Source organism: Rhodanobacter sp. BL-MT-08 (genome assembly GCF_054161255.1).
Map to the genome: position 1 here is coordinate 1,900,980 of NZ_CP167872.1, position 25,962 is coordinate 1,926,941.

Consider the following 25,962-nt stretch of genomic DNA (forward strand, 5'->3'; position numbering starts at 1 on the left):
TCGCATTGCCTTATTTTTTGCAGGTTGTCGTCGCGATCGGCGACCATGCTCGATGGATGTTTTGTCATTGCCGCTGCCCGGGAGAACCATGAATCGTCGAAGCCTGCTCAAAACCGCGTTGTTCGGCGCGTCCGCGCTCGTGCTGCGCCCGTCGTGGGCACTCGCGGGCACCTCTGATGATGCCAATCGACGTCTCGCCGCGATCGAGCGCCAGCACGGCGGGCGACTCGGCGTCGGCATAATCGATACCGGCAACGGGCGTCGCGCGATGCATCGCGGCGATCAGCGCTTTCTGATGTGCAGTACGTTCAAGCTGTTGGCGGTCGCCGCGGTACTGGCGCGCGTGGACAAGGGCGCCGAGCGTCTCGACCGACGCGTGGTGTTCGGCCAGGACGTCTTGCTCAGCTACGCGCCGATCACGCGCCAGCATGTGGGTGCACCGGGCATGAGCATCGCCGAGCTGTGCGCGGCGGCGATTACCGTGAGCGACAACACCGCGGCCAACCTGCTGCTGGCCAGCCTGGGTGGCCCCGGCGCCGTGACCCGATATGCCAGAAGCCTTGGCGATACGGTGACGCGGCTCGATCGCATCGAGCCGGATCTCAACATCGCCAGCCCCGGCGATATCCGCGACACCACCACGCCGAACGCCATGCTCGCCACACTGCAAAAGCTCCTGTTGGGCAATGCGCTCGGCGCGGCCTCGCGCGCGCAGCTGATCGTCTGGCTTCGCGGTTGCACGACCGGTGCGGAAAAGCTCCGGGCGGGGCTGCCGGCTGGCTGGACGGTAGGCGACAAGACCGGCAGCGGTGCGCAGAACGAAACCAACGACATCGGCATACTTTTTCCCCCGCAGCGCAGTCCGCTGCTGGTGACGGCGTATTACGCTGGTTCGTCGGCCGACGACGCGACGCGCAACGCGGTGTTGGCCGGGGTAGGCCGCATTGCCGCGTCGCTGTAGAGCAAGTGCCCGATTTTCCCGCCGTTGGCGCTAAGCAATCGCAAAGCCGCCGGCTGGATGCTGGAGCGCCGCCTTTTTGCGGCCATTTCTCCGGGGACATATCTTGGCCGTCATCGAATCACGTTCGCGCTACACCGCCGCCGCCAGGTACTTGCACTGGACGGTCTTCGCGCTGGTCCTGCTCGCCTACGTTTTCATCAACGTATGCGATTTTTTCCCCAAGGGCAGCGTTCTGCGAACGAATATCAAGGCGGCTCACTTCACGGCTGGCATCGCCGTGCTGCTGTTGATGCTGCCGCGAGTGATGGTGCGGCTGCGCCGCGGTGCCCCGCCGATCGCGCCGGCGCTGCCCCACGCGATCGATGTGTTTGGCAAGTTGACCCATCTGGCGCTGTACGCCTTTCTGGTCGTGCAGCCCATCCTGGGCATCGTGACGCTGCAGGTCGGCGGGAAAACCGTGACGCTGTTCGGCGTCACCCTGTTGCCGTCTTTCGTGGGCACCCCAAACTCCGCCCTGTCGCATCAGCTGGAAGATATCCACGGCACCATCGGTACGATTTTCTACTACGTGATCGGCCTGCACATTGCCGCCGCGCTTTGGCATCACTTTGGCCGCCGCGACAACACGCTCAAGCGCATACTCTGATCGAATCGGTGGCGGGTCGCCTGCGCAAGGCGTTGCGCGATCGTTGACGATGCTGCACGAATGGCATGTGGCGGGGTTCCTGCGTGCCATGAAAGCGCACGGCGCGCGCGTTCGGGCACGAGTCACGCAGCGCATACGGGCGATTGGGGATACTTGAGTCAGAGATGCTCGAAGCCGGCTGCACGGAGATCGCAACGCGACATAATGGCCGCCCATTCCCTGTACCTGCTTTGGACACGAATAGTTACCTACGCGTATTGAACCCGTCCAAGGAATCCCCCCATGAAATTCAGAGATATCAAAGATAGCGTCGCCGTTATCACCGGCGCGTCCAGCGGCATCGGTCAGGCGACCGCGAAGGCGCTTGTGGAAGAAGGCGTGAAGGTCGTGCTGGTCGCGCGCAGCAAGGACAAGCTCGATGCTTTGGCCAGGGAGCTCGGCGATCGTGCGGTGGTGAAAGTCGCCGACGTGGCGGATGAAGCGGCGATTGCAAAGGTCTTCGCCGAGGTAAAGACGGAGTTCGGCGGCATCGATCTGCTCTTCAATAACGCCGGCGTGGGTTACAACAACCCCTTCGAGAAAAGCACGCGCGAGGAGTGGAAGCTGACCATCGACGCCAACCTCTACGGCGTACTCAACTGCACCCAGCTGGCGATTCCGCTGATGCGTGGTCGCAAGGGCGCGATGATCAGCACGGTATCCAGCGTCGGAGGCCGCTATGGCATCGCCGGCTGGTCGGTCTACAACGCGACCAAGTTCGCGGTGGTGGGCTTTCACGACGCGCTGCGCAAGGAGCTCGGTGACGAAGGCATTCGCGTCTCGCTGATCGAGCCGGGCTCCGTGCATACCAACTGGGGCTTCAACGTGCCGCCGGACAAGATGAAGGAGCGGCGCGACTCGATCGATGCGCTGCACGCGGAAGACATCGCCAACGCGCTGGTTTTCGCCTTCGCCCAGCCGGCGCACGTCAATATGCAGGAGTCGCTGATCATGCCGACTCGGCAGATTTCTCCGTAAATTTTCCGACGCTGAGAACGCGCGCTTTTCGAAAAGCGCGCGCCACCGTACGACACCCACACAGGATGGCAAGCCATGCGTTACAACAAACTCGGCAACACCGGCGTCTTCGTCTCCGAACTCTGCCTGGGCACCATGACCTTCGGTGGTGAAGGGGAGATGTGGAGCAAGATCGGCGACCTGAAACAGGCCGATGCCGACAAACTGATCGGCCGCGCGCTCGAGGCCGGCATCAATTTCATCGATACGGCCGACGTCTATTCGGTTGGCCAGTCGGAGATCATGACCGGCCAGGCGTTGAAGAATCTGAAAGTGCCGCGCGAAGACGTGATCGTCGCGACCAAGGTGTTCGGCGAGACCGGTACCAAGGGCGTCAACTCGCGTGGGCTCACTCGTCATCATATCCAGGACGGCGTCAAAGCCAGCCTGAAGCGACTGCAGCTCGACCATATCGACCTTTATCAGGTGCACGGTTTCGATGCCGCCACGCCGATCGAGGAAACCGTGCGCGCGCTGGACAACCTGGTGCAGCATGGTCACGTGCGCTATGTGGGCGTATCCAACTGGGCGGCCTGGCAGATCGTAAAGGCGCTGGGTATTTCAGAAAAACATGGGCTGTCGCGCTTCCAGTCGCTGCAGGCGTACTACACGGTGGCCGGCCGCGATCTCGAGCGCGAGATCATTCCCGCGCTGACTAGCGAGCAGATCGGTCTGATGGTGTGGAGCCCGCTGGCCGGCGGCTTGCTCAGCGGCAAGTACGGCCGCGACAAGGAAGGCGAGCAGGGCAGCCGTCGCGCCAGCTTCGACTTTCCACCGGTGAACAAGGAGCGCGGCTACGACTGCATCGACGCGATGCGCGGCATGGCCGACAAGCGCGGCGTATCGGTGGCGCAGATTGCCCTGGCATGGCTGCTGCATCAGAAGGCGGTGACCAGCGTGATCATCGGCGCCAAGAAAATCGAACAGCTCAATGACAATATCGGCGCCACCGAAGTGAAGCTCGACGCCGAAGAACTGGCCGCGCTCGACAAGGTCAGCGCGCTGCCGTCGGAGTACCCCGGCTGGATGTTCGATATGCAGGGCCAGTACCGAAAGAAGCAGATCGCTGCCGCCGACGAGCGTTGATTCGACGCTTCGACATCGGGGCATCGCCGTTGATCGGTGCCCGATGGTCTAGTGCTGAGGCAGGTATCGACCCGGTGCAAGCGCACTATTGCGGACCGCTTTGCGCGGGCGCAAAGTGCGCGGATTGGACTGGCGCTGGGCCGGTCCGTCCTGGGGAGTACGCGTCATGCTAAGACGACTCGTTGCCGAGTTTCTGGGCACGTTCTGGCTGGTGCTGGGTGGATGTGGAAGTGCGGTGCTCGCGGCCAAGTTCGGTGGGCCGGGCAATCCGTTGGGCATCGGTCTGCTCGGCGTGTCGCTAGCGTTCGGCCTGACGGTGGTCAGCGGCGCCTACGCGTTCGGCCACATCTCCGGCGCGCATTTCAATCCGGCGGTGACGATCGGGCTCTGGGCGGGCGGGCGCTTTCCGCTGCGCGACGTGGTGCCGTACGTGGTGGTGCAGGTCATCGGCGGCGTCGTGGGCGGCGCGATACTTTTGCATATTGCCAGCGGCGCGCCCGGCTTCGCGATCGATCCCAACGCGGCGGGCACCTTCGCCAGCAACGGCTACGGTGCGATGTCCCCGGGCGGTTACGCGCTGACCGCTGCGGCGCTGTGCGAAGTGGTGATGACCGCCATGTTTCTGGTGGTGATCATGGGCGCCACGCACGGCCGCGCGCCGGCGGGCTTTGCGCCGCTGGCCATCGGCCTGGCGCTGACCCTGATCCACCTGATCAGCATTCCGGTCACCAACACCTCGGTGAACCCGGCGCGCTCCACCGGCGTGGCGCTGTTTGCCGGCGGTACCGCCATCGCCCAGCTGTGGCTGTTCTGGGTGGCGCCCATCGCGGGTGGCCTGATCGGCGGCTCGCTTTACCGCTGGCTCGGTGCGGACCGTCCCAATATCGTCGGTGACGTGCCGATCACCTGAGCGGCGCGGTCAAGCGAGCATGGCCCATCGCAGCGAAGGGCAGCGGGCCATGCTTGCCATCGCCAGCGCGGCCGCTACATGCTGCGTGCTCCAGCCGACAGGGGAAGTCACCGATGAAAAGACGCTACACGACGTGGACGCTTGCTGTGGCCTTGTGTTGGAGCTCTACGGTTGCTGCACAGCAGCCGCTGGCGCCCGTCGAGGCACGCGTGCCATTTGCGCCGACGGCGTTTACGGGAACCGACGGAAGGAGTCATCTGGCCTACGAGCTGGACATCACCAATATCTACGGCGATACCGGCCCGCTGAAACCGCAGGGTCTCGACGTTTACGGCGATGATGCCACTGCGCCGCTAGCCCATTTCAGCGCAAGCGCGCTGGCCGACATGGCGCGCCCCACGCCACCAGAGCACACGCCGGTGGCGATCGAATCGGGCAAGCGCGTCGTGATCTATGTATGGATTACGCTGCCGGCAGGCAGCGTGGCGCCGCGCGCGCTTCGACACCGCATGGCGTTCGCTGCGGCAAAAGGCAAAACCGAACTGCTCGATGGCGTGCTGGTGCCGGTGAATACCGCGGCACCGTTGATCATCGGCCCACCGCTGCGTGGTGGTCGGTGGCTGGCGCACGAAGGACCGGGCAACGCGCACTCGCATCACTGGGGCAGCCTGGTCGCGGTGAACGGCATGGTGACGATTCCGCAGCGCTACGCTTTCGATCTCGTGGGCGTCGATCAGCAGGGTCACGTCACGCGCCCAGGCGTCAAGGACATCAGTCACTCGCGCTACGCCGACTGGATCGGCTACGGCGCCGACGTGATCGCTGTCGCCGACGGTGTGGTCGCTGATGCGCACGACGGTGAGCTCGAGCATGCGCCGCTCAGCCCACAGGGCGAACCCGATTCGCTGACCGCGCGCGGGGTCTTCGGCAACTACGTGGTGTTGCGGCTCTCGGCCGGCGAATTCGCCAGCTATGCGCATCTGCAGCGCGGCAGCGTCACAGTGCGCGCCGGCGATCGCGTGACGCGCGGTCAGCTGCTCGGACATCTCGGCCAGTCCGGCGGTTCCAGCGCACCGCATCTGCATTTTCAGCTGTCCAATGCGGCCACGTTTGAAGGCTCGGAAGGTCTGCCGTTCGTGTTTGATCGCTTCGACTTTTTCGGGCCCGAATCCGAAGCCCAGCTGTTCGGCCAGGGCGAACCATGGACCGCGCCACCGGCGCAATATCGCCAGGCGCAGCTGCCGTTGAACGATGTGGTGATCGGCTTTCGCTGAGTTCACATCGTGCTTCGACCGATCATGTCGGGTCGTCGTTCAAGCGCGGTTGAATGCAGTGATGCGCCGCGACGCTTGGCCGCGCTGATTCACGCTGGATTTCGCTGTCGCCTATCGCACCGCATCCAGCACCAGAACACGGAAGAGTCCTGCGACGATCAGCACGGCCAGGAAACCTGCGGCGTAGAGGAGAAAAAACCAGCCGAGCCGCTTGTGCAGCGGCGATTGCTTGGGTGGGTCCATATCAGTGATACCCCGCATCGCCGTGGCGCACCTTGCCGCGGAATACCCAGTACGCCAGCCCCGTATAGGCCAGGATGATCGGCAGGATGATCAGCACGCCGACCAGCGCAAACTTCTGGCTCGACGGTGGCGAGGAAGCGGCCCAGATCGTCAGCGACGGCGGCACGATGTACGGAAAAATGCTGATCAGCAGCCCGCTGTAGCCCAGAAACAAAATCGCCTGCGTCAGCATAAACGGCAGCGTGTCGTGCCCGCGCGTGTTGAACCTGACGATGCCCGCCACGCAGGCCAGCACCAGGATCGGCACCGGCGCGAAAAACACGAAGTTGTGTCTGGCGAACCAGCGGTCGGCCACCGCCTGCTGGCCCAGCACCGTCCACAGGCTGACTACGCCGATCACCAGCAGCAGGGTCAGCACCAGTGGCTTGACCATCACGCGCATGCGTCGCTGCAACTCGCCGTCGGTTTTCATCACCAGCCAGGTGCAGCCCAGCGTCGCGTAGGTGGCCAGCAGGCCCAGGCCGCAGAACAGGCTGAAGGGCGAGAGCCAGTCGAACGCGGTGCCGGCGAATCGTCCGTCGACGATGGTGACGCCCTGCAGCAGCGTGCCCAGGATCACGCCCTGGCAAAACGTCGCCATGGCCGAGCCCAGCATGAAGGCCAGCTCCCACAAGTGTTGCGTGCGCCGTGCCTTGGCGCGTATCTCGAAGGCCACGCCGCGAAATATCAGTCCGCACAGCATCGCAATCAGCGGCAGATACACCGCCGGCAGCAGCGTGCCGTAGGCGACCGGAAACGCCGCGAACAGGCAGGCGCCGCCCAGCACCATCCACGTCTCGTTGCCGTCCCACACCGGGGCGACCGTGTTGAGCATGACTTCGCGGTCGCCTTCGCCATGAAAGAACGGAAAGAGCAGGCCGATGCCGAGATCGAAGCCGTCGAGCAGCACGTAGAGGAACACGCCCAGGCCAATGATGGCGGCCCAAATCATGGGGAGATCGATGTGCATGGCGGTGCCTATTCGTCGATCGGATCGGTGGGACGGGAGAGCGGGCGATGGTCGAAGCGCGGCGCGCCTTTGCCGGTGTCGTCGCCGTGCGTGTCGGTGGTATCGGCCAGCGACGGGCCTTTGCCCATCAGCTTGAGCATGTAGTAGATGCCGGTGCCGAACACCACGAAATACACGATGACGAAAATCATCAGCGACGTGCCGACCTGCTGGGCGGAAAGCGCCGACGACGCATCGGCCGTGCGCAGCACGCCGTAAACCACCCACGGCTGTCGCCCGGCTTCGGTGGTGACCCAGCCGGCCAGCAGCGCGATCAGACCGGATGGCCCCATCAGCAGGGCGAAGCGCTGCAAAAAGCGCGACTCGTAGAGCCGGTTACCGCGCCGCAGCGCCAGGCCAAGCAGGCCGAGAAAGAGCATCAGGAAACCCATGCCCACCATGATGCGGAAACTCCAGAACAAGATGGTGGAATCGGGCCGATCGCGCGGAGCAAAGTCTTTCAGGCCCTGGATCTCGCCGTTCCAGCTGTGCGTAAGGATCAGGCTGCCCAGATGCGGAATCTTCACCGCGTAGCGCGTGACCTCGTCCTGCATGTCCGGCCAGCCCACCAGGTTGAGCGAGGTACCGCCTTTCTCGGTCTCCCACAGGCCTTCGATCGCGGCGATCTTGGCCGGCTGATATTTGCGCGTATTGATGCCGTGCGCGTCGCCGACGGCAATCTGGATCGGCACGATGCACACGATCATCCACATCGCCATCGAGAACGATTTCTTGATCGCCGCATCGCGACGTCCGCGCAGCAGATGCCACGCGCCGCACGCACCGACCAGCATGGCGGCCACGATGAAGGCGGCGATCGCCATATGCATCAGGCGGTAGGGAAACGACGGATTGAAGATGATCTTGAACCAGTCCACCGGCACGATCTTGCCGTTCACCAGCGAGAAGCCCTGCGGCGTCTGCATCCAGCTGTTGGATGCCAGAATCCAGAACGTGGAGATCAGTGTGCCGACGGCGACCATCAAGGTCGCCAGGTAATGCAGGCGCGGCCCGACGCGCGTCCAGCCGAACAGCATGATGCCGAGAAAACCCGCTTCGAGAAAAAACGCGGTGAGCACTTCATAGGCGAGCAGCGGTCCGGTGACCGCGCCGGCCACCTGCGAAAAGCCCGCCCAGTTGGCGCCGAATTCGTAGCTCATCACCACGCCGGAGACCACGCCCATGCCGAAGCCGACGGCGAAAATCTTCGACCAGAAGAAGAACAGCTCGCGATAAACCACCTTTCCGGTGCGCAGCCACAGGCCTTCGAGTACCGCCAGATAACTGGCCAGGCCGATGCTGATCGCGGGAAAAATGATGTGGAACGACACGGTAAACGCGAACTGGGTTCGCGCGAGCAGCAGAGCATCACCAACGTGGTTCACAGCGGTAACTCCAGCGTGACGGAACTTGCGTTCAAGTGCACACGCGTGCGGATGAATCGGCATCGACAAGGTTACGCCGATGCAAGCTCGGGGCCCTTCGCTGCGGCGTTGTGGCCGCGGTAAACAGGCTCAGTGACGAAGCGACTTGAACAGCATGAAGATCGCTACCAGGATGATGACGATGGCGAAAATAAGGTTGAGTGCGCCGCGCGTTTTTGCCAGGCGCCTGGCGCCGAGTGCGCCGATCCAGCCGCCGATAATACCGCCGCCGATAAACTCCGCCGCCACGCGCCAGTCCACCAGTCCGGACATGGCGTAGTTCACCGTGGTGGTGAGGCCGAACGCGCCGACGGAAAACAGCGATGTGCCGATCGCATAGATGATCTCCATCCCGCTGGCCAGCATCAGCCCCGGCACGATCAGAAATCCGCCGCCAATGCCGAAGAAGCCGGACAGTGCGCCAGCGCCCAGCCCGGTGGCGCCCAGGCGCGGATACATGTGCGGTAGCGGATAGCGATCTACCGTTCCACCGCGGCGCCCGCGCAGCATCAGCGCCGCCACCACCAGCATCAGCAGGGCAAACAGCACCAGCAGGCGCTGTCCGTTCACGGCCTTGCCCAAGGTCGAGCCGACGTAAGCGCCGATGACGCCGGTGGCTGCAAAGGTGAAGGCGGCCTTCCAGCGCACGTGTCCGGCGCGCGCGTGCGGTATCAGGTTGGCGAAGGCGTTGGCGGCAACGGCCAGCGCGCTTGTTCCGATAGCCAGATGCGGGTCGTGTACGCCGGCCACGTAGAGCACCAGCGGCATGGCGAGAATGGAGCCGCCACCGCCGATCAGGGCCAGCGAAAAGCCGACCAGCGAACCGCAAAGAACGGCCAGAAAATCCTGCAGCGCCAGGGCATGCATCAGAGCGCCCCGTCAACCATGACCGGTTCGGCCAGCCATTCGCGCCCGCGCAGCACCATGTGGAAATAGATCGGCGGCAGCGCCTTGGCCTTCAGCAGCCAGGCCAGTCGGCTCGGTTTCGTGGGATCGAGCGGAAACGTCGGCAACAGCTTGCCGCCATAGCCGAATTCGGCCAGCACCACGCGCCCGCGTTCGACCGTCAGGGGGCACGCGCCGTAGCCGTCATACACCGCATGCCGCTGGCGATGATGCATGACCGCCAGCAGGTTCTCCGCCACCACGGGCGCCTGTTTGCGAATCGCCGCCACCGTCTTTGCGTTCGGCGCCGAACACACGTCGCCCAGGCTGAAGACATTCTCGAACGTGGGATGGCGCAGGGTCTGCTGATCGACGGCCAGCCAACCGGCCGCATCCGCCAGCGGACTGTCCTTCACGAAATCCGGCGGGGTCTGCGGCGGCACGGCATGCAGCATGTCGAAGTCGACCACGCGGCGGCGGGTGGTGCCGTCGGCCTGCTTGTCCTCGAATGTCGCCCGACGGGCGGCGCCATCGACACCCACCAGCGTGGAGTTGAAGCAAAGCTGCGCCTGATATTTTTTTACGTATTCCATCAGCGGCGGAACGAAGTCCTGCACGCCGAACAGCACCGCACCGGCATTGTGGAACTGCACATCGATCTGGTCGGTCAGCCCCTGGCGATACCAGTGGTCGCACGACAGATACATCGCTTTCTGCGGTGCGCCGGCGCATTTGATGGGCATGCCCGGCTGCGTGAAAAGCGCGCGGCCACGCTTGAGCTCGCGCACCAGTTTCCAGGTGTAGGGTGCCAGGTCGAAGCGGTAGTTGGAGGTGACGCCGTTGCGCCCCAGCGCGTCCGACAGTCCTTCGATGCGATCCCAGCGCAGCATCAGTCCTGGCGTCACGATCAGATACTGGTAATCGATCTGGCGACCGTCGCTGAGCCTGACGCCATTGCGTTCGGGCATCAGCGTGTCGACGGCGGCACGTTCCCACTTCACCCCGCGAGGAATCACCTGCGCCGTTGGCACTTCGGTCTTGGCAATGTCGAAAACGCCACCGCCGGCCAGCGTCCACGCCGGCTGGTAGTAGTGCTTGTCGCTGGGCTCGATGATCGTGATCTCCAGCGACGGCTCGCGCGCCAGCAGGCTGGACGCCACGGCACACCCGGCCGAACCGCCGCCGACAATCAGCACCTGCACGGCCGTCCGCAGGCGCGGCTTCACCGTCGTTGGATGCGCGGCCGTTTTCGACTCCTCAAGGCGCGGGCGCAGGGCGCTCAGATCGTAGCCGGCGTCGGATGCGGTTTGCAGTACGGCCTCGGCGCCCAGCGCTGGCGCCGAGGTGAGTGCCCACAGCGAGGTGGAGCGCGTGCCCGTGCGACAGAATGCCAGGATCGGCGTCGGCATCGACGCGATCGCCGCCGCAAAAGTATCGACCTGATCGCCCTGAATCTGCCCGGATATGACCGGAATGTGGCGATAGCCCAATCCGGCTTTTTGCGCCGCCGCGTCGAGCGTTGCGCTGCTCGGCTGCTGCGCCTCTTCACCGTCGGGCCGGTTGTTGATGACGCTGCGAAAGCCGAGCCCGGCGAGGGTGGCCATATCGGCTTCGTCGATCTGAGTGTCCACGCTCAGCGAGGGTGTGAGGCGTTTGGGCGGCATGATCGGGTTTCCGTGTGGAGAAGCGTGCTTGCAGCAATCGAACGTCGGTATCGTGGGCGACGCCAGTGGCGCCGCGCGCGGGCCGTCCTCAAAGCGTGTTGATCGGTATTTTCAGATAGCGCACGCCGTTCTCTTCGGCCTCGGGCAGGTGGCCCGCCCGCATGTTCACCTGGACCGAGGGCAGAATCAGTCGCGGCATCGACAGCGTCGCGTCGCGTTCGGTGCGCATCTGCACGAACGCGTCCTCGGTAATGCCGTCGCGCACGTGGATATTGCCCTGACGCTCCGCACCCACCGTCGTCTCATGCGCGAACTGGTCGCGGCCGGCGGCCTTGTAGTCGTGGCAGAGAAAAATGCGCGTGGCGTCAGGCAGCGCGAAGATTTTCTGGATGGAGCGGTACAGCGCGCGGGCATCGCCACCGGGAAAATCGCAGCGCGCCGTACCGTAGTCGGGCATGAAGAGGGTGTCGCCGACAAACGCGGCATCGCCGATGAGATGGGTCATGCAGGCGGGCGTGTGCCCGGGCGTGTGCATCGCGATAGCTTCGATATCACCGACGAAATAGTGCTCGCCGTCCTTGAACAGGTGATCGAACTGGCTGCCGTCGTGCTGGAACGCGGTGCCGGCATTGAACAGCTTGCCGAACGTGTCCTGCACGGTGCGTATGTGTTCGCCGATGGCCAGCTTGCCGCCCAGTTTGCTTTGCACGTAGGGCGAGGCCGACAGGTGATCGGCATGCACATGCGTGTCGATCACCCACTGCGTGTGCAATCCTTTCGCTTGTACAAAGGCGATCAGCGCGTCGGCAGAGGCGAAGCTGGTGCGGCCGGAAGCGGCGTCGTAATCGAGGACGGAGTCCAGCACGGCGGCTTTTCCGGTCGCGGCGTCCCAGACGACGTAGCTGAAGGTGTTGGTCGAACTTTCAAAAAAGGATTCGACGTCGGGCTTATGCATGGCGGTCTCCTAACACGGTCATTTCAGGTTGCGACGTTCGCGGGGATCTTCGAGGCGATCCACCAGCCGGCCAGCATCGATCCCACCAGCAGGAGCAGGGACGGAGACAGGGCACCTATCGACGCGAGTGCAGGGCCGGGGCAGTAACCCGCCACGCCCCAGCCGGTGCCGAAAAGCGCGGCGCCACCGAGCAGGCGGCGATCCAGGTGTCTGGCGGTCGGCACGTGAAACGTGGCGTCGAGCAGCGGCTTTTTACGGCGCAAGACCCAGCGATAGCCGATGCCGGTGGTGAGCACGGCAGCGCCCATGACGAAGATCAGCCGCGGATTCCACGCGCCGAACACGTCGAGAAATCCCAGCACGACCGCCGGCTGAGTCATGCCGCCAAGGCTGAGGCCAAGGCCGAACAGCAGGCCGGCCACAAGTGCAACGATGATTTTCACAGGCCTACTCCGAACACATGCCGCATCATAAAAACCGTCGCCACGCCGAACAGCATGAACACCACGGTGGCCGCGATGGATCGCCGTGACAGCCGTGCCGTTCCGCAGACCCCATGGCCGCTGGTGCAGCCGCTGCCCAGCTTGGTGCCGATGCCCACCAGCAAGCCGGCCAGCAGCATCCACGGCCAGCGCACCACTGGCTCGCCGATGCCGCTGGCGCCGGTCAGCGCCAGCAAGAGCAGGGGCGCCGCAAAGAGGCCGACCACAAAGGCCAGCCGCCAGCCGTAGTCCGTCGGCTTGCTCAGCAGCAGGCTGCTGGCGATGCCGCTGATGCCGGCAATGCGTCCCAGCGCGCCCATCAGCAGCACGGCGGATGCGCCGATCAGCACGCCGCCGATGGCAGCCAGTACGTAGGGATTCATGGCCTCGACCGCGCGGCCGCGTGCAAAAGGTGGGTTGTTTCGTTCATCGGAAAAATCCTCTGTTCGGGTGGCAGCCAACAGGGAATGCACCTGGTGGGTATGAGATGGCCGGATGGGCGATCGATGATGACGACCGCACCGCGGACGCCTGCGCGAGATCGCGATGGCGAGGGTGGGAGTCGGTCACGGACGTTGCACCGTCAGCGTGTAGCGGTGGCCGTTGACGCTGTGCAGAACCAGGTTGTAAGCGCCGCTGGTCAGCTGAAGTCCCGCCTGCGCCGGCGGCAGGCTGATCACCGCACGCGCGCCCATTTCGGCGGTCATGCCGGCATAGCCCGGGCCAAACGTGTTGTAGCGGTAGTCGTTGACGAAGGCGCTGGCGGGCAGCGCGGCCAGTGCGGCGCTGTCCCAGGTTTCCACAACCTGACCCTGCGCGTTGCTCAGATCGGCGCGCACGATATTGGCCGGCGCTTCCGGCGTGCCCGCATCGAGATAGGCGGTGAACGTGATGGTGCCGCGGCCGTCCAGACGGCCGCCCGAAAGACTCACATGATGCTTCGATGGGCTGACCGGCCCGCCATGAAACGGGGTGAACACCGAGCCGCGGTAGTGGTTGTATGTCATCACGACGAACAGGACGGTAAGCACGGCACCGATCACACCCAGGCGATCGATCCTTGCCGCACTCAAGGTGCCGCTGCCGAACCACTGAAACCAGCCGCGATCGGCCAGCGCCGGATTTCTGCGCATCAGCCAGCTGTCCACCGAATAGGCGGCCGAACCGGCCACGAACAGCGTGACGCCGATGGCGAAGTTGCACGCGGCCATGGTCCACTCGTCGATGCAGGTGGCGCCCTGCCAGCCGAACAACAGCATCAGCACCACGCTGAAGGCGATCGTCACCAGTGCCGACAATCGCGTCATGAAACCGAACAGGAGGAACAGGCCGAAGATCAGTTCCGCCGCGCTGAACGCCACGGCGCCGGCATACATCAGCGTGAAGTGGTGCAGCATGTAATCGACGACGCGATCCATGCCAAGCAGTGCGCCGGGCATGGCGGACTGGAATTTGTTTGCCAGCCACGTGTGCGAGCTGGGATCGAGTTTGCTCGGGGCATAGATGAAACGGCGGCTGCCGCCGCCCCAGAAGATCCAGCCCTGCACAAAGCGCACCGACAGCATGGCGATGGCAGCCAGCCGCCAGCCGTCAAGTCGCGTTGCGCCGTGGATACCGATGGGGTGCTGTGAACTCATGGGTCTTCCAAAGTGGATCGAAGTCGAGGATCGGCCGGTCAGGTCAGGCGGCCGGGCCTTACGGCGGCGGCTGAAAACCGTATTTGCGATAGATGGCCCGCGCGGCGGGCGAGCGCATGAAGCTCAGAAAATCCCGGGCGGCCTGCGCGTGCGGCGCATCCTTCATGCGGGCGGCGGTGTAGGTGGCGGTGGTGTTCTGGTCGGTGGGGATCGCGATGGTTTCTACCGGGTGATGCAGGATCTGCTGCTGGAAATAGGCTTCGGTGAACCATACCGGCGCCGCATCGGAGTCACCCTGCAGTACGCGTATCGGTGACTGCCGGTGGTGGATGCTGGTAAGGAACGTGCTGCCGTCGGCGACCTTGGCCTTCATGATGCGGGCGTCCAGCGCGTCACCGCCGGCTTTGCGGTAGCTGGCTTCGATCTGTCTGGCGATACCTTCGGTTTGCGGGTTGGGCATGCTCACGCGCACGTCCGGTCGACCCAGATCGGCAAGCCCCCGGATGCCCTTCGGATTGCCTTTGGCAACCAGAATGGCCAGCGGGTTGGCGGCATAGTCGTACGTCTCGGCAAACCAGCCATGCGCCGCCTGCTGCACGGCAATCGATTCCTTGCCGCCGGTGAACACATCCGGCTTGAGGTCGATTTTCAGATTGCCCATCACCAGCGAGCGGGTTTCCACCTGCCTGGCGAGAATGCCCGGCGGCAGCGTTTCGACGAACACGCGCGCATCGTTCGGATAGGCCTTTCTGAACGACGCCACCAGATCGGCGACCACCATGAACTGATTGCCGGCAAAGAACACGGTCAGCTGCGGATCGACGATGTCGCCGTGCAGATCCGCTATGGCGTCGAACGGCGCGACGCTGAAATGCACGCCGCCGGCCGGTGGCGCACTCCATGGCGGCAGGTAGTCCGGGTGGTCGGTCGCCGCGCTGGTCGAGGCAGCCAGCGCGCAGGCCAGCAACGGCGCGACCCATCGAACCGTAAAACGCCACCGCGGCCTGAGTCGGACGGTCATGGCTCAGAGCGGCATCAGGGCATAGCCCTTCTGCTGCAGCTCCGTCACGGTGGTCAACGTCGACAGGGCGAGGGTCACCTGGCTGTCGATCCACGCATAATCGTACTGATGTTCGGCCACGGCCTGTCCGCACACGGCGACGTCCACGCCGGCCGACTTGAGCTGCGCGATGATCGGGAGGTTGGGGTTGGCCACGCCGAACTGCTTTCGGTACTGCTCGTCGTTCAGCGCAATGGCGGTGGCTTCACCGGAAGCGATGGCGACGAAATGCAGATGCTTGAGCGGAACGCCGGCGTTGACATAGAGATTGACGGTGCGCGCTACGCGCTCGAGGCCCGGGTTGGCTTGATCGGGCTTCTCCGATCCCTTGGTCAGACCGAATACCACCTTGTAGGTCGCCTTGCCATCGGGCTGGTACGCCGCCTGCGGCAGCGGATGGATTTTTCCCGCACCGTGGATGGTCGGGGTCAACCAGAAGTTATCGGCGGCGAGGACGCCGGTGCTGGTGAGTGCCAGGCCCATCACGGCTGCAGCGGTGTGCATCAGTTTCATGTTCTCGTCTCCTGGAAATGCGGGTTGATCGTTCGTGTCGGCGCAGATGTTTTGCAGCAGCGCCGGCAGCTGGGGGAACGACGTGTCGGCAATGCGATAGATCAGATGCCTGGCTTCCCGGCGCTGAGTGACCAGGCCTTGTTCACGCATGCGTGCGAGGTGCTGCGAAAGCGCGGAAAGCCCCATGCCGAGGTCCTGCGCCAGCTGCCCCGCCGACGTCTCGCCGTGCTTGAAAAGGCGGCACAGGATCAGCAGCCGGCGCGCGTTGGCCAGCGCGCCCAGAAGCTTGGCGGTCTGCACGGCGCGTGCGTAGGGCAAATCTACCTGTCGTGGTTTGGATTTCATTGTTTAGTAAAATATGAAATGTGCTGAGACGATAGGCTTCCCGGCGCCCGCTGTCCAGCGCATCAAATGCCGCAGCTCGTCGGTCCGGTCAGCGTATGGCGATGAAATGTCGGGTGTGCGCCTGCGCGTTGTCGCTGTCAACGATGGGGCTACCGATGATTCGACAGGCACCGCCAGAGCACTGGCCGCCTGTGTCTCGTGCAGACGGCGCTTGCCGTGGCGGCAAGTCGACGATTGCATAGCGGCGAACGACGACTGCGTCAGCCGCGAAGCAGGGGCGTCGTGAGGGTTCTACCGCCTCTGCTCTGAGGCCTGACATCCGTTTTGAACGATGTCGCTCAGGCAATGCCGGTCGTCAGAGCTCAATGAAAAATCGCCTTGGGCAGCATGACGTGCACGCCCTTGTTGTGATCGACCAGTTCGGTGATGTCGATGTCACCGGCCACGCTGATCAGCATGTAGGCGTCGTCGCGGCTCATGTGCTTTTGCTCGACCAGAAAGTTGATCATGTCGGTGACGGCCTTGTGCGCGGCGACGGTGAGGTCGTCGTCGAAGCCCATGGCGATGTAATGCGTCGGCGTTTCGGCGCGCGGGTAGACGCCGGTCTTCATCCCCTTGTGCACGATGAACTGCAGCGTGCCGACCAGCGAGGTTTCCATCGCGGTGATGTCAACTTCGCCGTTGCCCTGGCCGGCGTGGCCGTCGCCGATCTGGAACAGCGCACCGCTGGCGAACACCGGGTAATACACGGTCGAACCTTCCACCAGCTCCTTGTTGTCCATGTTGCCGCCGATGATCGTGGGCGGTGCGCTGTCGTAACGGCCGAAGCCCGCCGGCGGCGCCACGCCCATGCTGCCGAAAAACGGATGCAGCGGAATGTCGATGCCGGGCGCGAAGTGGGCCATGCGCTTTACCCGGTCGAGCGGAATGATCTTCATGCGCGCGTAGGGAAAATCATCGGTCTGGAAACCGGCGCCGTAGCGGAAGCCGTTGTAGGCGTAGGGAATGGCAAGGTCGATCTTTCTGATCCGCACTTCCAGCGTGTCGCCGGGCTCGGCGCCGTCGATGGCTACCGGGCCGGTGAGAATATGCCCGCCGGGTCCGCGATCTTTCGCGGCCACGCCATCGAACAGATCGCGCAGGCTCTGCTCCACATCGGCCGGCTTGACGCCGGCCTTCTCCAGGGCGGTGGGACTGCTGGTGAGCACGGTATGAAACACCACCGTATCGCCCGACTTCACATGCAGCACGGGCGCAGTCGTGGCGTCGTAATGGCCCCAGGCAACGGTGGTCGGGGTGGCGAGCAGGGTGTAGGTGTGGCCGCTGTCCGCACCGACTTGCTGGGCACGAGCCATCGTCGGGCCAGCCATCAGACCCATGGCCAGAGCCACGGCGACGGCGCGCGAAGCGGATGAAAAGTAGAACGTCGACATCGTTGCCAGCCCCGGTCATGGCGTGCGGTAGCCGCCTCACCCGCGATAGTTACCATTCGTCTGGCCAGGCGCAAGGATTTGATGGAGAACAGATAAGCGCAGGGACGCGACAGGGGATGGTGACATCAGCCGCTCAACGGGCCGAGCGCCACGACAACAGACCGGTCAGCCAGAGCGCGAGAGCGCAGATGATGTCAAGCGTCACGTCGACCGGACTCACCGCAAGCCCGCTGTTGAGCGCGAGAATCGCGCCAATGCCCGCGAGCGTCATCACCGTGGCGGTGGCGTAATAGCGCGTGGCGCGAAACAGCTTGGCCAGCGGATAAAAGTGCAGACCAACGATCACCGCGATGGCGGGCATCAGATAGCTGATGCGGTGGTGGCTCACCAGCAGGTTGGCGACGACGTTCAGCGCAATGATCTCGGCGGCGAATATTGCAAAGAATAGCCAGCGCGTGCGGCGCTGCGCGGGCGCTACGGTATCGCTCAATGCGGTCATGTGCCGGCTGCGCCGCAGCAGTCGAACCGCGGCGATGAGCAGCCACGTGGAGATGAGCGCAATCACGAAGAAATAGGCTGCCGCGTAGCTGACGGCGGCGGTCGCTACGGCGGTGCCGGCCCAGAAGGCGCCGAAGCAGGCGCAGGCAATCATGCCGAGGCCGCGGCTTCGCAGGGCCGGCGCGCTCAGGATATCGGGTGCGGTAAGGCTCGTGCGCATTGTGTCTCGCGAATGGGTGGGGCTTTGCGCATCATGGCGCGTTCATGCCGGCGTGCGTCAGTGGGGCGGGTCACGGCGCTTGTCTGGCAGCTGTCAGACGGCGTGCGCGAAGCCCTTGCCGTCGCCTGTGCTGTTGCTCCAAGCTGGGGACAACAGGTTTGAGCTCTCAAGCCGCATTCGTTTCCAAGCTGCGTCAGAACCCGCGGAATCACCATGGACGCCGAGCGTGCGATCGCCAGACGCCTAACCTATGCCTACATCGCCGGACTGGCGCTGATCGCGATCCTTTCCGGTGCGGTGCACGTGCTGCTGAACAACGTGATCGTAGCGCAGGGTGACTCGGCCACGGTGATCAACGTGGCCGGGCGGCAACGCATGCTGTCGCAGCGCATCGGCCTGCTGGCCACGTATCTGCATGCGGGCGATGCGACCGCCCGGCAGCCGCTGCTCGATGCCGTGACCCTGATGGAGCGATCGGAAAAAGCGCTGACCCAGGGCGGCGATCTGGGTATCCGCCATCCGCTTTCCGTGCCGGCACACCGGTTTTATCTGGAGGGTGCGGCGCCGCTGGACCCGGCGGTGCGCCAGTTTGTCCTCGACGCGCGCCAGTTTGCCGATCCATCGCCCGGCGCCGACGTCGAAGTGGCCTATCGGCGGCTGCAGGCGGCCGCGCGTACCGCGCTGCTGCCGAACTTGAATCAGGCCGTATCGATTTTCGAAAACGAATCCAATCGGCGGATCGAATGGCTGCGCACCGCGCAGAAGGTGGTGCTGATCACGCTGCTGATCACGCTGTCCCTGGAAGCGATTTTCATTTTCCGTCCGCTGGTCGGCCGGGTTAGACGCTACGCGGCCAATCTTTACGAGATGGCCACGCGCGACAGCCTGACCGGGCTGGTCAACCGCCGGCATTTCATGGATGTCGGCAATCGCGAGCTGCTGCTGGCGCGCCGTTCGGGTCGGCCGCTATCCGTGGTCATGCTCGATCTGGATCACTTCAAGACCGTCAACGACACCTGCGGACACGCCGTGGGCGATCTGGTGCTGAAGCGGTTTGCCGCGATTGCGCTGGCCACGCTGCGAAACAGCGACGTCGTCGGCCGGATTGGCGGCGAGGAGTTTGCGCTGGCGTTGCGCGAGATGTCGCCGTCCCATGCTTGCAAAGTAGCGGAGAAACTCCGCGCTGCGGTCGCTGGTGATCGCAGCGAAGGCCTTCCCGCGTTTACGGTAAGCATCGGTATCAGTGCGGTCGAGCCGAACGACAGGAGCCTGGACGACGTACTGCGGCGCGCGGACAAGGCGCTTTATGCGGCCAAGGCGGAAGGGCGCAATCGCGTCGTCGTTGCGCCGGGCGACCGGGATGAAAGCGCTGCGTTGCTCCACGGTGTCCGGCTGCATCCGGACGCGTCGGCCTGATCGATCGCGACCGTCTACGGCATCCGGACCAACGCTCCGCGCGCGTCTGCCATGAAACGCCGCGACTCGTCCGGCGAGGACAGATTCGAGGCGATTTGCGCTAACGCCTGCTCCATATCGTTTTCAGGAACGAATGCCTCGTCGCACAGCAGGCTGGCAATCGGGCCGAAGTAATTCAGCGCGATTCTTTCTATGGCCGATCGCTGCGCGTCGCTGATGCCGACGCGCAGAGGCGCCGCCGCATCCGTCGTATCGATTTGCGCTGTCTGTGCCGCGGCGGCCGGCGCATTTTCAAAATCACCGAGCAGCCACCGCAGCGATGCCGGGCTCAGGGTACCGCGGCTATTGGCGCTGCTCACCGCAATCGGCTGAAACCGCGCCCTGGCCGCCGTGACCGTCGACAGCAGCTGTACCGCCTCATCGTTGCGCTGACGGCTGAACTGCACGTCATCGATCTCGCCGGCGCGCAGGCGGATCGTGCAGGAATGATTGTCCTCGGTCACCACGAAAAAGAAGCCGGACGCTTTTTGCTGCACGAGCGGCTTGAGCTCGCGCAGCACGTCGTGCAGGGGTTGAAATTCGCCGGCCATCTTTCATGCGCTCCGATGATGTTGAGACGGGTCGAGCCTGATCAAGACTGTCGCTTGCTCAGTCGATCCATCGCCAGGCGCACGCTGTTGGAGAGCCGGGCAATCGCCTTGGCCAGCGTACCGATTTCGTCCTTGAGCACGACTTCGTCGATGGTGTGGTTCCACTTGCCCATGCTCAACTCGTCGGCCACCGCGGTCAGATGCTGGATCGGCTTGAGCACGCGGCTCCAGATCAAAGCGGACTGCAGGCCCAGCAGCAGCACGCAGATCAGCAGCCCGATGCCGCCGATCCACAGCGACTGCTGCACGATGACGTTATTGACGTCGCTCTTGGGATACGCCGACACCAGCGAGAAACCCCAGCCCGGCACATCCTGCCGTACCACCGTCCAGTCGGCAGGCTGCTGGGCAGCGATTTTCTCGATCAGTGCCGGATCGGTGGTGGTACCGGTTTTCGAATGAAAGCGCAGCTTGCCCTTGCTGTCGAACAGCGCCACGAAGCCCGAGTCGAGCACGCGGCTGTCGCTGATCACGTGGTCGAGCGACTGCAAGTCGGTTTTGTACCCGACGTACCAGATGCCGATCACGCTGCCGCCGCCGGCGCTGAAGATGGGCTCGTAGCCGGTGACGTAGGGCGTGCCCAGAATGTCCACCACGCCGTAGAAGCTGTCGTCCTTGCGAATCTGCGCAATCACCGGACCGGCGGGATCGAGCTCGGTGCCGATGGCACGCGTGCCGTCATCCTTTTTGACGTTGGTCGATATGCGTACGAAGTTGTCGCCGGAGCGCGAAAAGATCGTCGCCGTACCGCCGGTGGTCGCGGTGAGGCCGTCGACCAGCTGAAACGTGTTGCCCTGCGGCTTGCCGCCGAACAGCAGATCGTTGGCCGGCTTGCCCTGCACCGTGATGCCGGGGCCGACGGCTGCCGGTCCCAGAGCGTCGCTTTGCTGGCGCAAAAGGCGCATCGCGCTGTTGACCCGGTCGAGCATGATCGACCGGGTGACGGAAAACAGGCTTTGCAGGGCGACGGACTGCCGATCGATCGAGCTGGTCGCTTCGGCTCTGACCCGATTGGCTTCCACCGTGGAAAGCGCGAGGGTGACCAGCACCACCACCACGAGAACCAGCGCGAGCACCGGCAGTAAAAGTCGCACTCGCAGCGAGTGTCTGAACATGGATATTTCCCCTGTAGGTAAGTCGTGGCCGATCAAGCTGGCCGCAGCGTGCTGATCCGCCCGGGAATGCATCCGGGCACACGGTCGCGGCTTGGGCTTTTCAGAATTCGTGCGCGAGCATATCAGCGTGACCCTGTTCAGAAAATGACAGGTCATCAAAAAGCGATGGAGATCTCGGAAATTTTCCTCGGCCTGATCGGCAGGCGAGCAGCAGCAGGCGTGTCGTTGGAGTTCGCATACTTGATCCCCGTGACTGGCGCGCGGACCCGCCGCATGGCGCAAGCGCGTGACGCGACGTTGTCGATGGTTGCATGGATGCAGCTATTGAACGTGCCGTCGGAAGCGCCTACTTTGCAGCGAGTGTTTACAAGGATTCGCCATGACCAAGCTCTCCGACTTTCCCATCGCCAGTCGCTGGCCTGCGCAGCATCCCGAGCGCATCCAGCTGTATTCGCTCAACACGCCCAACGGCGTCAAGGTCTCGATCATGCTGGAAGAGACGGGGTTGGCGTACGAGCCGCATCTGGTCGATATCACCAGGAATGAAAGCCACACGCCGGAGTTCCTGTCGCTCAATCCCAACGGCAAGATTCCCGCCATCATCGATCCCGATGGCCCTGGCGGAAAGTCTATCGGCCTGTTCGAGTCGGGCGCGATTCTTCTGTATCTGGCCGACAAGACCGGGCAATTTATTTCGGCCGATGCGGCGCAGCGCTGGGACACCGTCCAGTGGCTGTTCTTCCAGATGGCGGCGGTCGGGCCGATGTTCGGCCAGCTCGGCTATTTCAACAAGTTTGCCGGCAAGGAGATCGCCGACAAGCGGCCGCTGGAGCGCTACGCGGCCGAATCCAGGCGGCTGCTGGCCGTGCTCGATACGCGTCTGGCAGACCGCCCCTGGATCATGGGTGACGAGTACAGCGTTGCCGATATCGCGACGATTGGCTGGGTGCGCAATCTGATCACCTTCTACGAGGCGCGCGAGCTCGTGGCGTACGACGCGCTGAATCACGTTCCCGGCTGGCTCGATCGCGCGCTGGCGCGGCCGGCCGTGCAGCGCGGGCTGGAGATTCCGCGCCGCCCGTGACCAAAGCACCGCGAAAAGCTACAGCTCGCCGCTGAGGAACTGCGCGCGGCCGTGGCCGAAGCTCCAGTCTTCATCGGCATTGCTGACGATGTTGACCATGACGTCGCTGGGTTCGATGCCGCAGCTATCCTTCAGTTCGCGGCACAGCTCCACGTAGAATTTTTCCTTTTCCTCTCTCGTCCGCGGGCGGCTGGTGACGCTGACGATCACCACGCTGTCGGTGCGCGTGATATCCAGGCCGGTGTCCTGCACCACAAAATGCGATGCCGCATGTTGATGCACGATCTGGTAACGGTCCCGCACCGGTACGCCGAAGGCGCTGAGCACCGCGCGGTGCGCCGCGTCGAGCAGGTTGGTGATCTGGTCGGCGCTGCGGCCTTCGAGTACGTCGAATCGGAGCAGGGGCATGGGAGTTCCTGTAGATAAGGGACAGTTTTTCGGCCAGCACTTTTCCAGCGTCGGCTTTTCTTCCAAAACCATCGAAGCCCAAGTATCCACGCACCCGTGGCAAGTCGACGTGAGCTGCGACAACATTGGCTGCGATCTCGATGATGGCCAAAGCTGGCTGTTTGGACGTCTGGTCAAGTGCCACGGCGGCGATAGATGCAGCACCTTCGGATCGATCGTGGCGGAGACAGCGCCGTCTTCAGCGGGGACCCCCGGGCCGCCGGCGGCAGCAGACCATCCAGCGGTATGGGAGCCGTGCCTTGAGAGCCGGCGAGCTGACGGAGCTTGCAGCGCGCCGGAGCAACGGGTTACATCCTGCAGAGGCCATGCCGCGGCAGAACCCGATCGCACCAGGCGTTCTGCAGAAACAAGGGAGAGGAGATATGCCGACCTACATCGCCCTGCTGCGCGCCGTGAATGTCGGCGGCACTGGCAAACTGCCGATGGCCGAACTGAAGGCCATGGGCGAGCAGGCCGGGTTCGCGAATGTTCGCACATTCATCGCAAGCGGTAACCTGCTGTTCGACAGCGCGCAGACCGAAAAGCGGGTGGCGGCCGCGCTGGCGTCGCAGCTGGCGGCCTACGCCGGAAAGCCGGTAGGCGTACTGGTGAGGACGGGTGCGGAAATGGCTGCCGTGCTGGCGGGGAATCCTTTTGCGGGCGAGCCGCCGAATCGCGTGATGGCGATCTTTCTCGATGGCGCGCCGCCGGCCGGCGCGCTCGACCATGTCACTGGGCGCAAGGACGAAGGCATTGTTTTGGGTCAGCGCGAGATCTACGTGCATTACCCCGGTGGCATGGCCGATTCGCGCCTGAAAATGGCGGCGGTCGCCGCCGGCACCGCGCGCAATATGAATACCGTCGCCAGGCTGGCAGCCATGGCGACGGTATCGTGCTGACCTCAGGAGACGTCAGTCATCGCTCTTGGGTACGTTGATGCTGCCCTTGATATTGCTGTGCCGGACGTCGCCGCTGCCGGTGGAGTGCACGCTGAAGTTTCCGCCCACACCGTCCGCCGTCACATCGCCCGAGCCCGTGCTGCCCACATCGACGTCCCGGCCGATACTGTCGAGGCGGATGTCACCGGAGCCCGTGCCGCCGATGCTGACGCTGCCGGTGACATGGTCGAAGCTGAGGTCCCCCGAACCGGAGTGCCCGGCGCGAACGTCGCCCTGCACATCGATCACGTCCACGTCGCCCGATCCGCTGCCTCGCAGATCGACGCTGCCCACGTGCTGGGCTTTCACGTCGGCCGAGCCGACTTTCAGGGTCAGGGGGCCGGCGATGTGGTCGGCGACCAGATCGCCCGAGCCCGAATCGAAGTTCAGCGAGGCAAGATCGGAGGCGTTGACATCGCCCGAGCCGCTGTCGACGGCGACGGCCACCGACGCCGGCACGCGCACCACCAGCTTCATATACGCATAGCTGGAGCCGAACAGGCTGATGTTGATATAGCCGCCGTTGGTGCTGGTATCGACCGTGGCGTGGTCGCCGTTGCGACGGGCGTTGACCTGCAGATCCTGCAGCTTCGAGGCGTCGGAGGCACAGGCGGTGCCTCGCACTTCGACCTTGGTCAGGCCAGGCGCGCTGTGAATATCCAGATCGGTCGATCCCAGCGTCAGCATCAGGTCTTTCAATCCGGCCGCATCCAGATCGGCATTGCGCGCTGCGGTGAATTTGCACTCGTTGGCGCTCGCCGCCAGCGGCAGCGCGATAAGCAGCAGGACTAAAATAAGTTTGCGCACGTCTTCACTCCCGGTAGGTAACGCAGCATGAGATGCGGCGAAGCGGCGAAAGGTTTACACGCTCGGCGCCACCTGACGCTGCGCTGCGCAATGAGCTAGCCCCATTCGTGGCCCTGCAAAAACAGCGGCTTGCGCGACGGTATCTTGAAACCTGAGGACGATGCGCCTAATTTTGTGCGAACACCCCGACACGTGGAAGCGTCATGAGCCACTCACCGACCATTGTTCGTCGCGATCTGCATTTCGATATGGCGGCGGACATCCCGCGTTACTGGGTCGAGGGTGATGCGCACAAGACGCGGTTTTTCGACGCGATGTCGCTGATGTTTCCCGACGGCGAACGTTTCTTTATCGACAGCGTGCGTGCGTTCCGCGCTCAGATTGCCGACGATCCGGTGCTCGACGCCGAGGTGGGCGGCTTTATCGGGCAGGAGGCGATGGACAGCCGCGAGCATCTGGAATACAACGAGCGTCTGGAGCAGCAGGGCATCGGCGCCAGCGAGCTGGTGCGGGTGTTGAAAACCTTCCAGGAGAATCGGGCAAAGAAACTGCCGCCGCTGGGGCAGCTGGCGGTGACGATCTGCCTGGAGCATTTCACCGCCATGCTGGCCGATCAGGTGTTGCGCCATCCCGAAACGATGCAAAAGTCTGATCCACGCATGGCGGCGATCTGGCAATGGCACGCGCTGGAGGAAACCGAGCACAAGGGCGTCGCGTTCGACGTGTTTCGGCGCGTCGGCGGATCACCGCTGAAGCAATACCTGCGTCGCAGCCGCGCCATGCTGTTTGTCACCGGGCTGTTTACCTTCCGGGTCTGGCAGTTCATGTGGCGCATCTCCAAGGCCGAGGGCACCCAGAAGGACTGGCGCGGGTGGCTGCGCCTGCTGGGTTTTCTGTTCGTGTCGCCCGGTCCCATCACCCGCATCGGCAGCCAGTGGCTGGCGTGGTTTGTGCCCGGCTACCACCCGTGGAAGCACGACAACCGCAGGCTGGTGGAGGCTACGCGCCGTCATTACGACGAATTGGCGAAGGCACCAGTGGCAAGGCCGGTGCCGACATCGAAGGCGTGGGCCGCCGCCGCTGGCTGACAAGGCCTCGTGGCACTTTCCTGCAGGACTGGCGCGGTGCCGCTGAAGATGATCTGATCCGTTCACATCGCAACCAT

Annotated in this window: 27 protein-coding genes; 10 read left to right on the top strand and 17 right to left on the bottom strand. The window is 63.9% G+C overall.

The window, feature by feature from the left end; all coding sequences use genetic code 11:
- The first annotated feature begins 88 nt into the window (after positions 1-88).
- The 6 genes from bla (at position 89) to ACDK93_RS08355 (ending at position 5,933) form a co-directional block, all read left to right on the top strand.
- Positions 89-961 carry a class A beta-lactamase gene (gene bla / locus ACDK93_RS08330; RefSeq protein WP_458072127.1) on the top strand — a complete coding sequence of 291 codons (873 nt, stop codon included), beginning with the start codon at positions 89-91 and terminating at the stop codon, positions 959-961.
- A 103-nt stretch (positions 962-1,064) separates the two neighbouring features.
- On the top strand, positions 1,065-1,607 hold the full coding sequence (locus ACDK93_RS08335) for a cytochrome b (RefSeq protein WP_458072128.1): 543 nt from the start codon (positions 1,065-1,067) through the stop codon (positions 1,605-1,607).
- Positions 1,608-1,889: 282 nt separating this feature from the next.
- On the top strand, positions 1,890-2,624 hold the full coding sequence (locus ACDK93_RS08340) for an SDR family oxidoreductase (protein WP_458072129.1): 735 nt from the start codon (positions 1,890-1,892) through the stop codon (positions 2,622-2,624).
- Between the two features lie 75 nt (positions 2,625-2,699).
- Positions 2,700-3,749, top strand: a complete 1,050-nt coding sequence (locus ACDK93_RS08345; RefSeq protein WP_458072130.1) for an aldo/keto reductase — start codon at positions 2,700-2,702, stop codon at positions 3,747-3,749.
- Between the two features lie 166 nt (positions 3,750-3,915).
- On the top strand, positions 3,916-4,659 hold the full coding sequence (aqpZ, locus tag ACDK93_RS08350) for an aquaporin Z (RefSeq protein ID WP_458072131.1): 744 nt from the start codon (positions 3,916-3,918) through the stop codon (positions 4,657-4,659).
- Positions 4,660-4,772: 113 nt separating this feature from the next.
- Positions 4,773-5,933 carry a murein hydrolase activator EnvC family protein gene (locus tag ACDK93_RS08355; protein WP_458072132.1) on the top strand — a complete coding sequence of 387 codons (1,161 nt, stop codon included), beginning with the start codon at positions 4,773-4,775 and terminating at the stop codon, positions 5,931-5,933.
- Between the two features lie 111 nt (positions 5,934-6,044).
- Here the strand turns inward: ACDK93_RS08355 and ACDK93_RS08360 are convergent, their stop codons facing one another.
- From ACDK93_RS08360 to ACDK93_RS08420, 13 genes are all read right to left on the bottom strand, one after another.
- Positions 6,045-6,176 (bottom strand): hypothetical protein, encoded by a 132-nt coding sequence (locus ACDK93_RS08360; protein WP_458072133.1) that lies wholly within the window; start codon positions 6,174-6,176, stop codon positions 6,045-6,047.
- Position 6,177: 1 nt separating this feature from the next.
- Positions 6,178-7,167: a cytochrome d ubiquinol oxidase subunit II gene (gene cydB / locus ACDK93_RS08365; protein ID WP_458072134.1), complete on the bottom strand. Its 990-nt coding sequence runs from the start codon at positions 7,165-7,167 to the stop codon at positions 6,178-6,180.
- Between the two features lie 26 nt (positions 7,168-7,193).
- Positions 7,194-8,609 carry a cytochrome ubiquinol oxidase subunit I gene (locus tag ACDK93_RS08370; RefSeq protein ID WP_458072135.1) on the bottom strand — a complete coding sequence of 472 codons (1,416 nt, stop codon included), beginning with the start codon at positions 8,607-8,609 and terminating at the stop codon, positions 7,194-7,196.
- Positions 8,610-8,738: 129 nt separating this feature from the next.
- Entirely contained in the window at positions 8,739-9,515 is a 777-nt protein-coding gene (locus tag ACDK93_RS08375) for a sulfite exporter TauE/SafE family protein (RefSeq protein ID WP_458072136.1), read from the bottom strand.
- A complete protein-coding gene (locus ACDK93_RS08380; protein WP_458072137.1) occupies positions 9,515-11,197 on the bottom strand; it encodes a TIGR01244 family sulfur transferase in 1,683 nt (560 codons plus the stop codon). Before ACDK93_RS08380 ends, ACDK93_RS08375 begins: the two co-directional genes overlap by 1 nt.
- A gap of 88 nt (positions 11,198-11,285) precedes the next feature.
- Positions 11,286-12,152 carry an MBL fold metallo-hydrolase gene (locus tag ACDK93_RS08385; protein WP_458072138.1) on the bottom strand — a complete coding sequence of 289 codons (867 nt, stop codon included), beginning with the start codon at positions 12,150-12,152 and terminating at the stop codon, positions 11,286-11,288.
- Between the two features lie 23 nt (positions 12,153-12,175).
- The gene (locus ACDK93_RS08390) at positions 12,176-12,595 is read right to left on the bottom strand and encodes a DUF6691 family protein (protein ID WP_458072139.1); all 420 of its coding nucleotides are present in this window, start codon (positions 12,593-12,595) and stop codon (positions 12,176-12,178) included.
- On the bottom strand, positions 12,592-13,107 hold the full coding sequence (locus ACDK93_RS08395) for a YeeE/YedE family protein (protein WP_458072140.1): 516 nt from the start codon (positions 13,105-13,107) through the stop codon (positions 12,592-12,594). The genes ACDK93_RS08390 and ACDK93_RS08395 overlap by 4 nt, the downstream gene beginning before the upstream one ends.
- 93 nt (positions 13,108-13,200) lie before the next feature.
- Positions 13,201-14,271 (bottom strand): TQO small subunit DoxD, encoded by a 1,071-nt coding sequence (locus ACDK93_RS08400; RefSeq protein WP_458072141.1) that lies wholly within the window; start codon positions 14,269-14,271, stop codon positions 13,201-13,203.
- Positions 14,272-14,329: 58 nt separating this feature from the next.
- Positions 14,330-15,292 carry a substrate-binding domain-containing protein gene (locus ACDK93_RS08405; RefSeq protein ID WP_458072142.1) on the bottom strand — a complete coding sequence of 321 codons (963 nt, stop codon included), beginning with the start codon at positions 15,290-15,292 and terminating at the stop codon, positions 14,330-14,332.
- 3 nt (positions 15,293-15,295) lie between these two features.
- Positions 15,296-16,162: a metalloregulator ArsR/SmtB family transcription factor gene (locus tag ACDK93_RS08410; protein ID WP_458072143.1), complete on the bottom strand. Its 867-nt coding sequence runs from the start codon at positions 16,160-16,162 to the stop codon at positions 15,296-15,298.
- A gap of 389 nt (positions 16,163-16,551) precedes the next feature.
- Positions 16,552-17,622: an acetamidase/formamidase family protein gene (locus ACDK93_RS08415; RefSeq protein ID WP_458072144.1), complete on the bottom strand. Its 1,071-nt coding sequence runs from the start codon at positions 17,620-17,622 to the stop codon at positions 16,552-16,554.
- A 133-nt stretch (positions 17,623-17,755) separates the two neighbouring features.
- Complete coding sequence (locus ACDK93_RS08420) at positions 17,756-18,340, bottom strand: hypothetical protein (protein ID WP_458072145.1); 585 nt, start codon at positions 18,338-18,340, stop codon at positions 17,756-17,758.
- 213 nt (positions 18,341-18,553) lie between these two features.
- On the opposite strand from ACDK93_RS08420, the gene ACDK93_RS08425 reads away from it, so the two are divergent.
- Complete coding sequence (locus tag ACDK93_RS08425; protein WP_458072146.1) at positions 18,554-19,756, top strand: diguanylate cyclase; 1,203 nt, start codon at positions 18,554-18,556, stop codon at positions 19,754-19,756.
- A gap of 14 nt (positions 19,757-19,770) precedes the next feature.
- Here ACDK93_RS08425 and ACDK93_RS08430 read toward each other — a convergent pair whose 3' ends face one another.
- Together ACDK93_RS08430 and ACDK93_RS08435 are read right to left on the bottom strand one after the other, a co-directional pair.
- On the bottom strand, positions 19,771-20,346 hold the full coding sequence (locus ACDK93_RS08430; protein WP_458072147.1) for a hypothetical protein: 576 nt from the start codon (positions 20,344-20,346) through the stop codon (positions 19,771-19,773).
- Positions 20,347-20,387: 41 nt separating this feature from the next.
- Positions 20,388-21,521: a Cache 3/Cache 2 fusion domain-containing protein gene (locus ACDK93_RS08435; protein ID WP_458072148.1), complete on the bottom strand. Its 1,134-nt coding sequence runs from the start codon at positions 21,519-21,521 to the stop codon at positions 20,388-20,390.
- 379 nt (positions 21,522-21,900) lie between these two features.
- On the opposite strand from ACDK93_RS08435, the gene ACDK93_RS08440 reads away from it, so the two are divergent.
- Positions 21,901-22,605 (top strand): glutathione S-transferase N-terminal domain-containing protein, encoded by a 705-nt coding sequence (locus tag ACDK93_RS08440; protein ID WP_458072149.1) that lies wholly within the window; start codon positions 21,901-21,903, stop codon positions 22,603-22,605.
- A gap of 18 nt (positions 22,606-22,623) precedes the next feature.
- Here ACDK93_RS08440 and ACDK93_RS08445 read toward each other — a convergent pair whose 3' ends face one another.
- The gene (locus ACDK93_RS08445) at positions 22,624-23,013 is read right to left on the bottom strand and encodes a tautomerase family protein (RefSeq protein ID WP_458072150.1); all 390 of its coding nucleotides are present in this window, start codon (positions 23,011-23,013) and stop codon (positions 22,624-22,626) included.
- Positions 23,014-23,435: 422 nt separating this feature from the next.
- On the opposite strand from ACDK93_RS08445, the gene ACDK93_RS08450 reads away from it, so the two are divergent.
- Positions 23,436-23,951 carry a DUF1697 domain-containing protein gene (locus tag ACDK93_RS08450; protein ID WP_458072151.1) on the top strand — a complete coding sequence of 172 codons (516 nt, stop codon included), beginning with the start codon at positions 23,436-23,438 and terminating at the stop codon, positions 23,949-23,951.
- Between the two features lie 12 nt (positions 23,952-23,963).
- Here ACDK93_RS08450 and ACDK93_RS08455 read toward each other — a convergent pair whose 3' ends face one another.
- Positions 23,964-24,797, bottom strand: coding sequence for a DUF4097 family beta strand repeat-containing protein (locus tag ACDK93_RS08455; RefSeq protein ID WP_458072152.1), 834 nt, complete (start codon positions 24,795-24,797; stop codon positions 23,964-23,966).
- Positions 24,798-25,000: 203 nt separating this feature from the next.
- On the opposite strand from ACDK93_RS08455, the gene ACDK93_RS08460 reads away from it, so the two are divergent.
- A complete protein-coding gene (locus ACDK93_RS08460; protein WP_458072153.1) occupies positions 25,001-25,885 on the top strand; it encodes a metal-dependent hydrolase in 885 nt (294 codons plus the stop codon).
- The last annotated feature ends 77 nt before the right edge of the window (positions 25,886-25,962 follow it).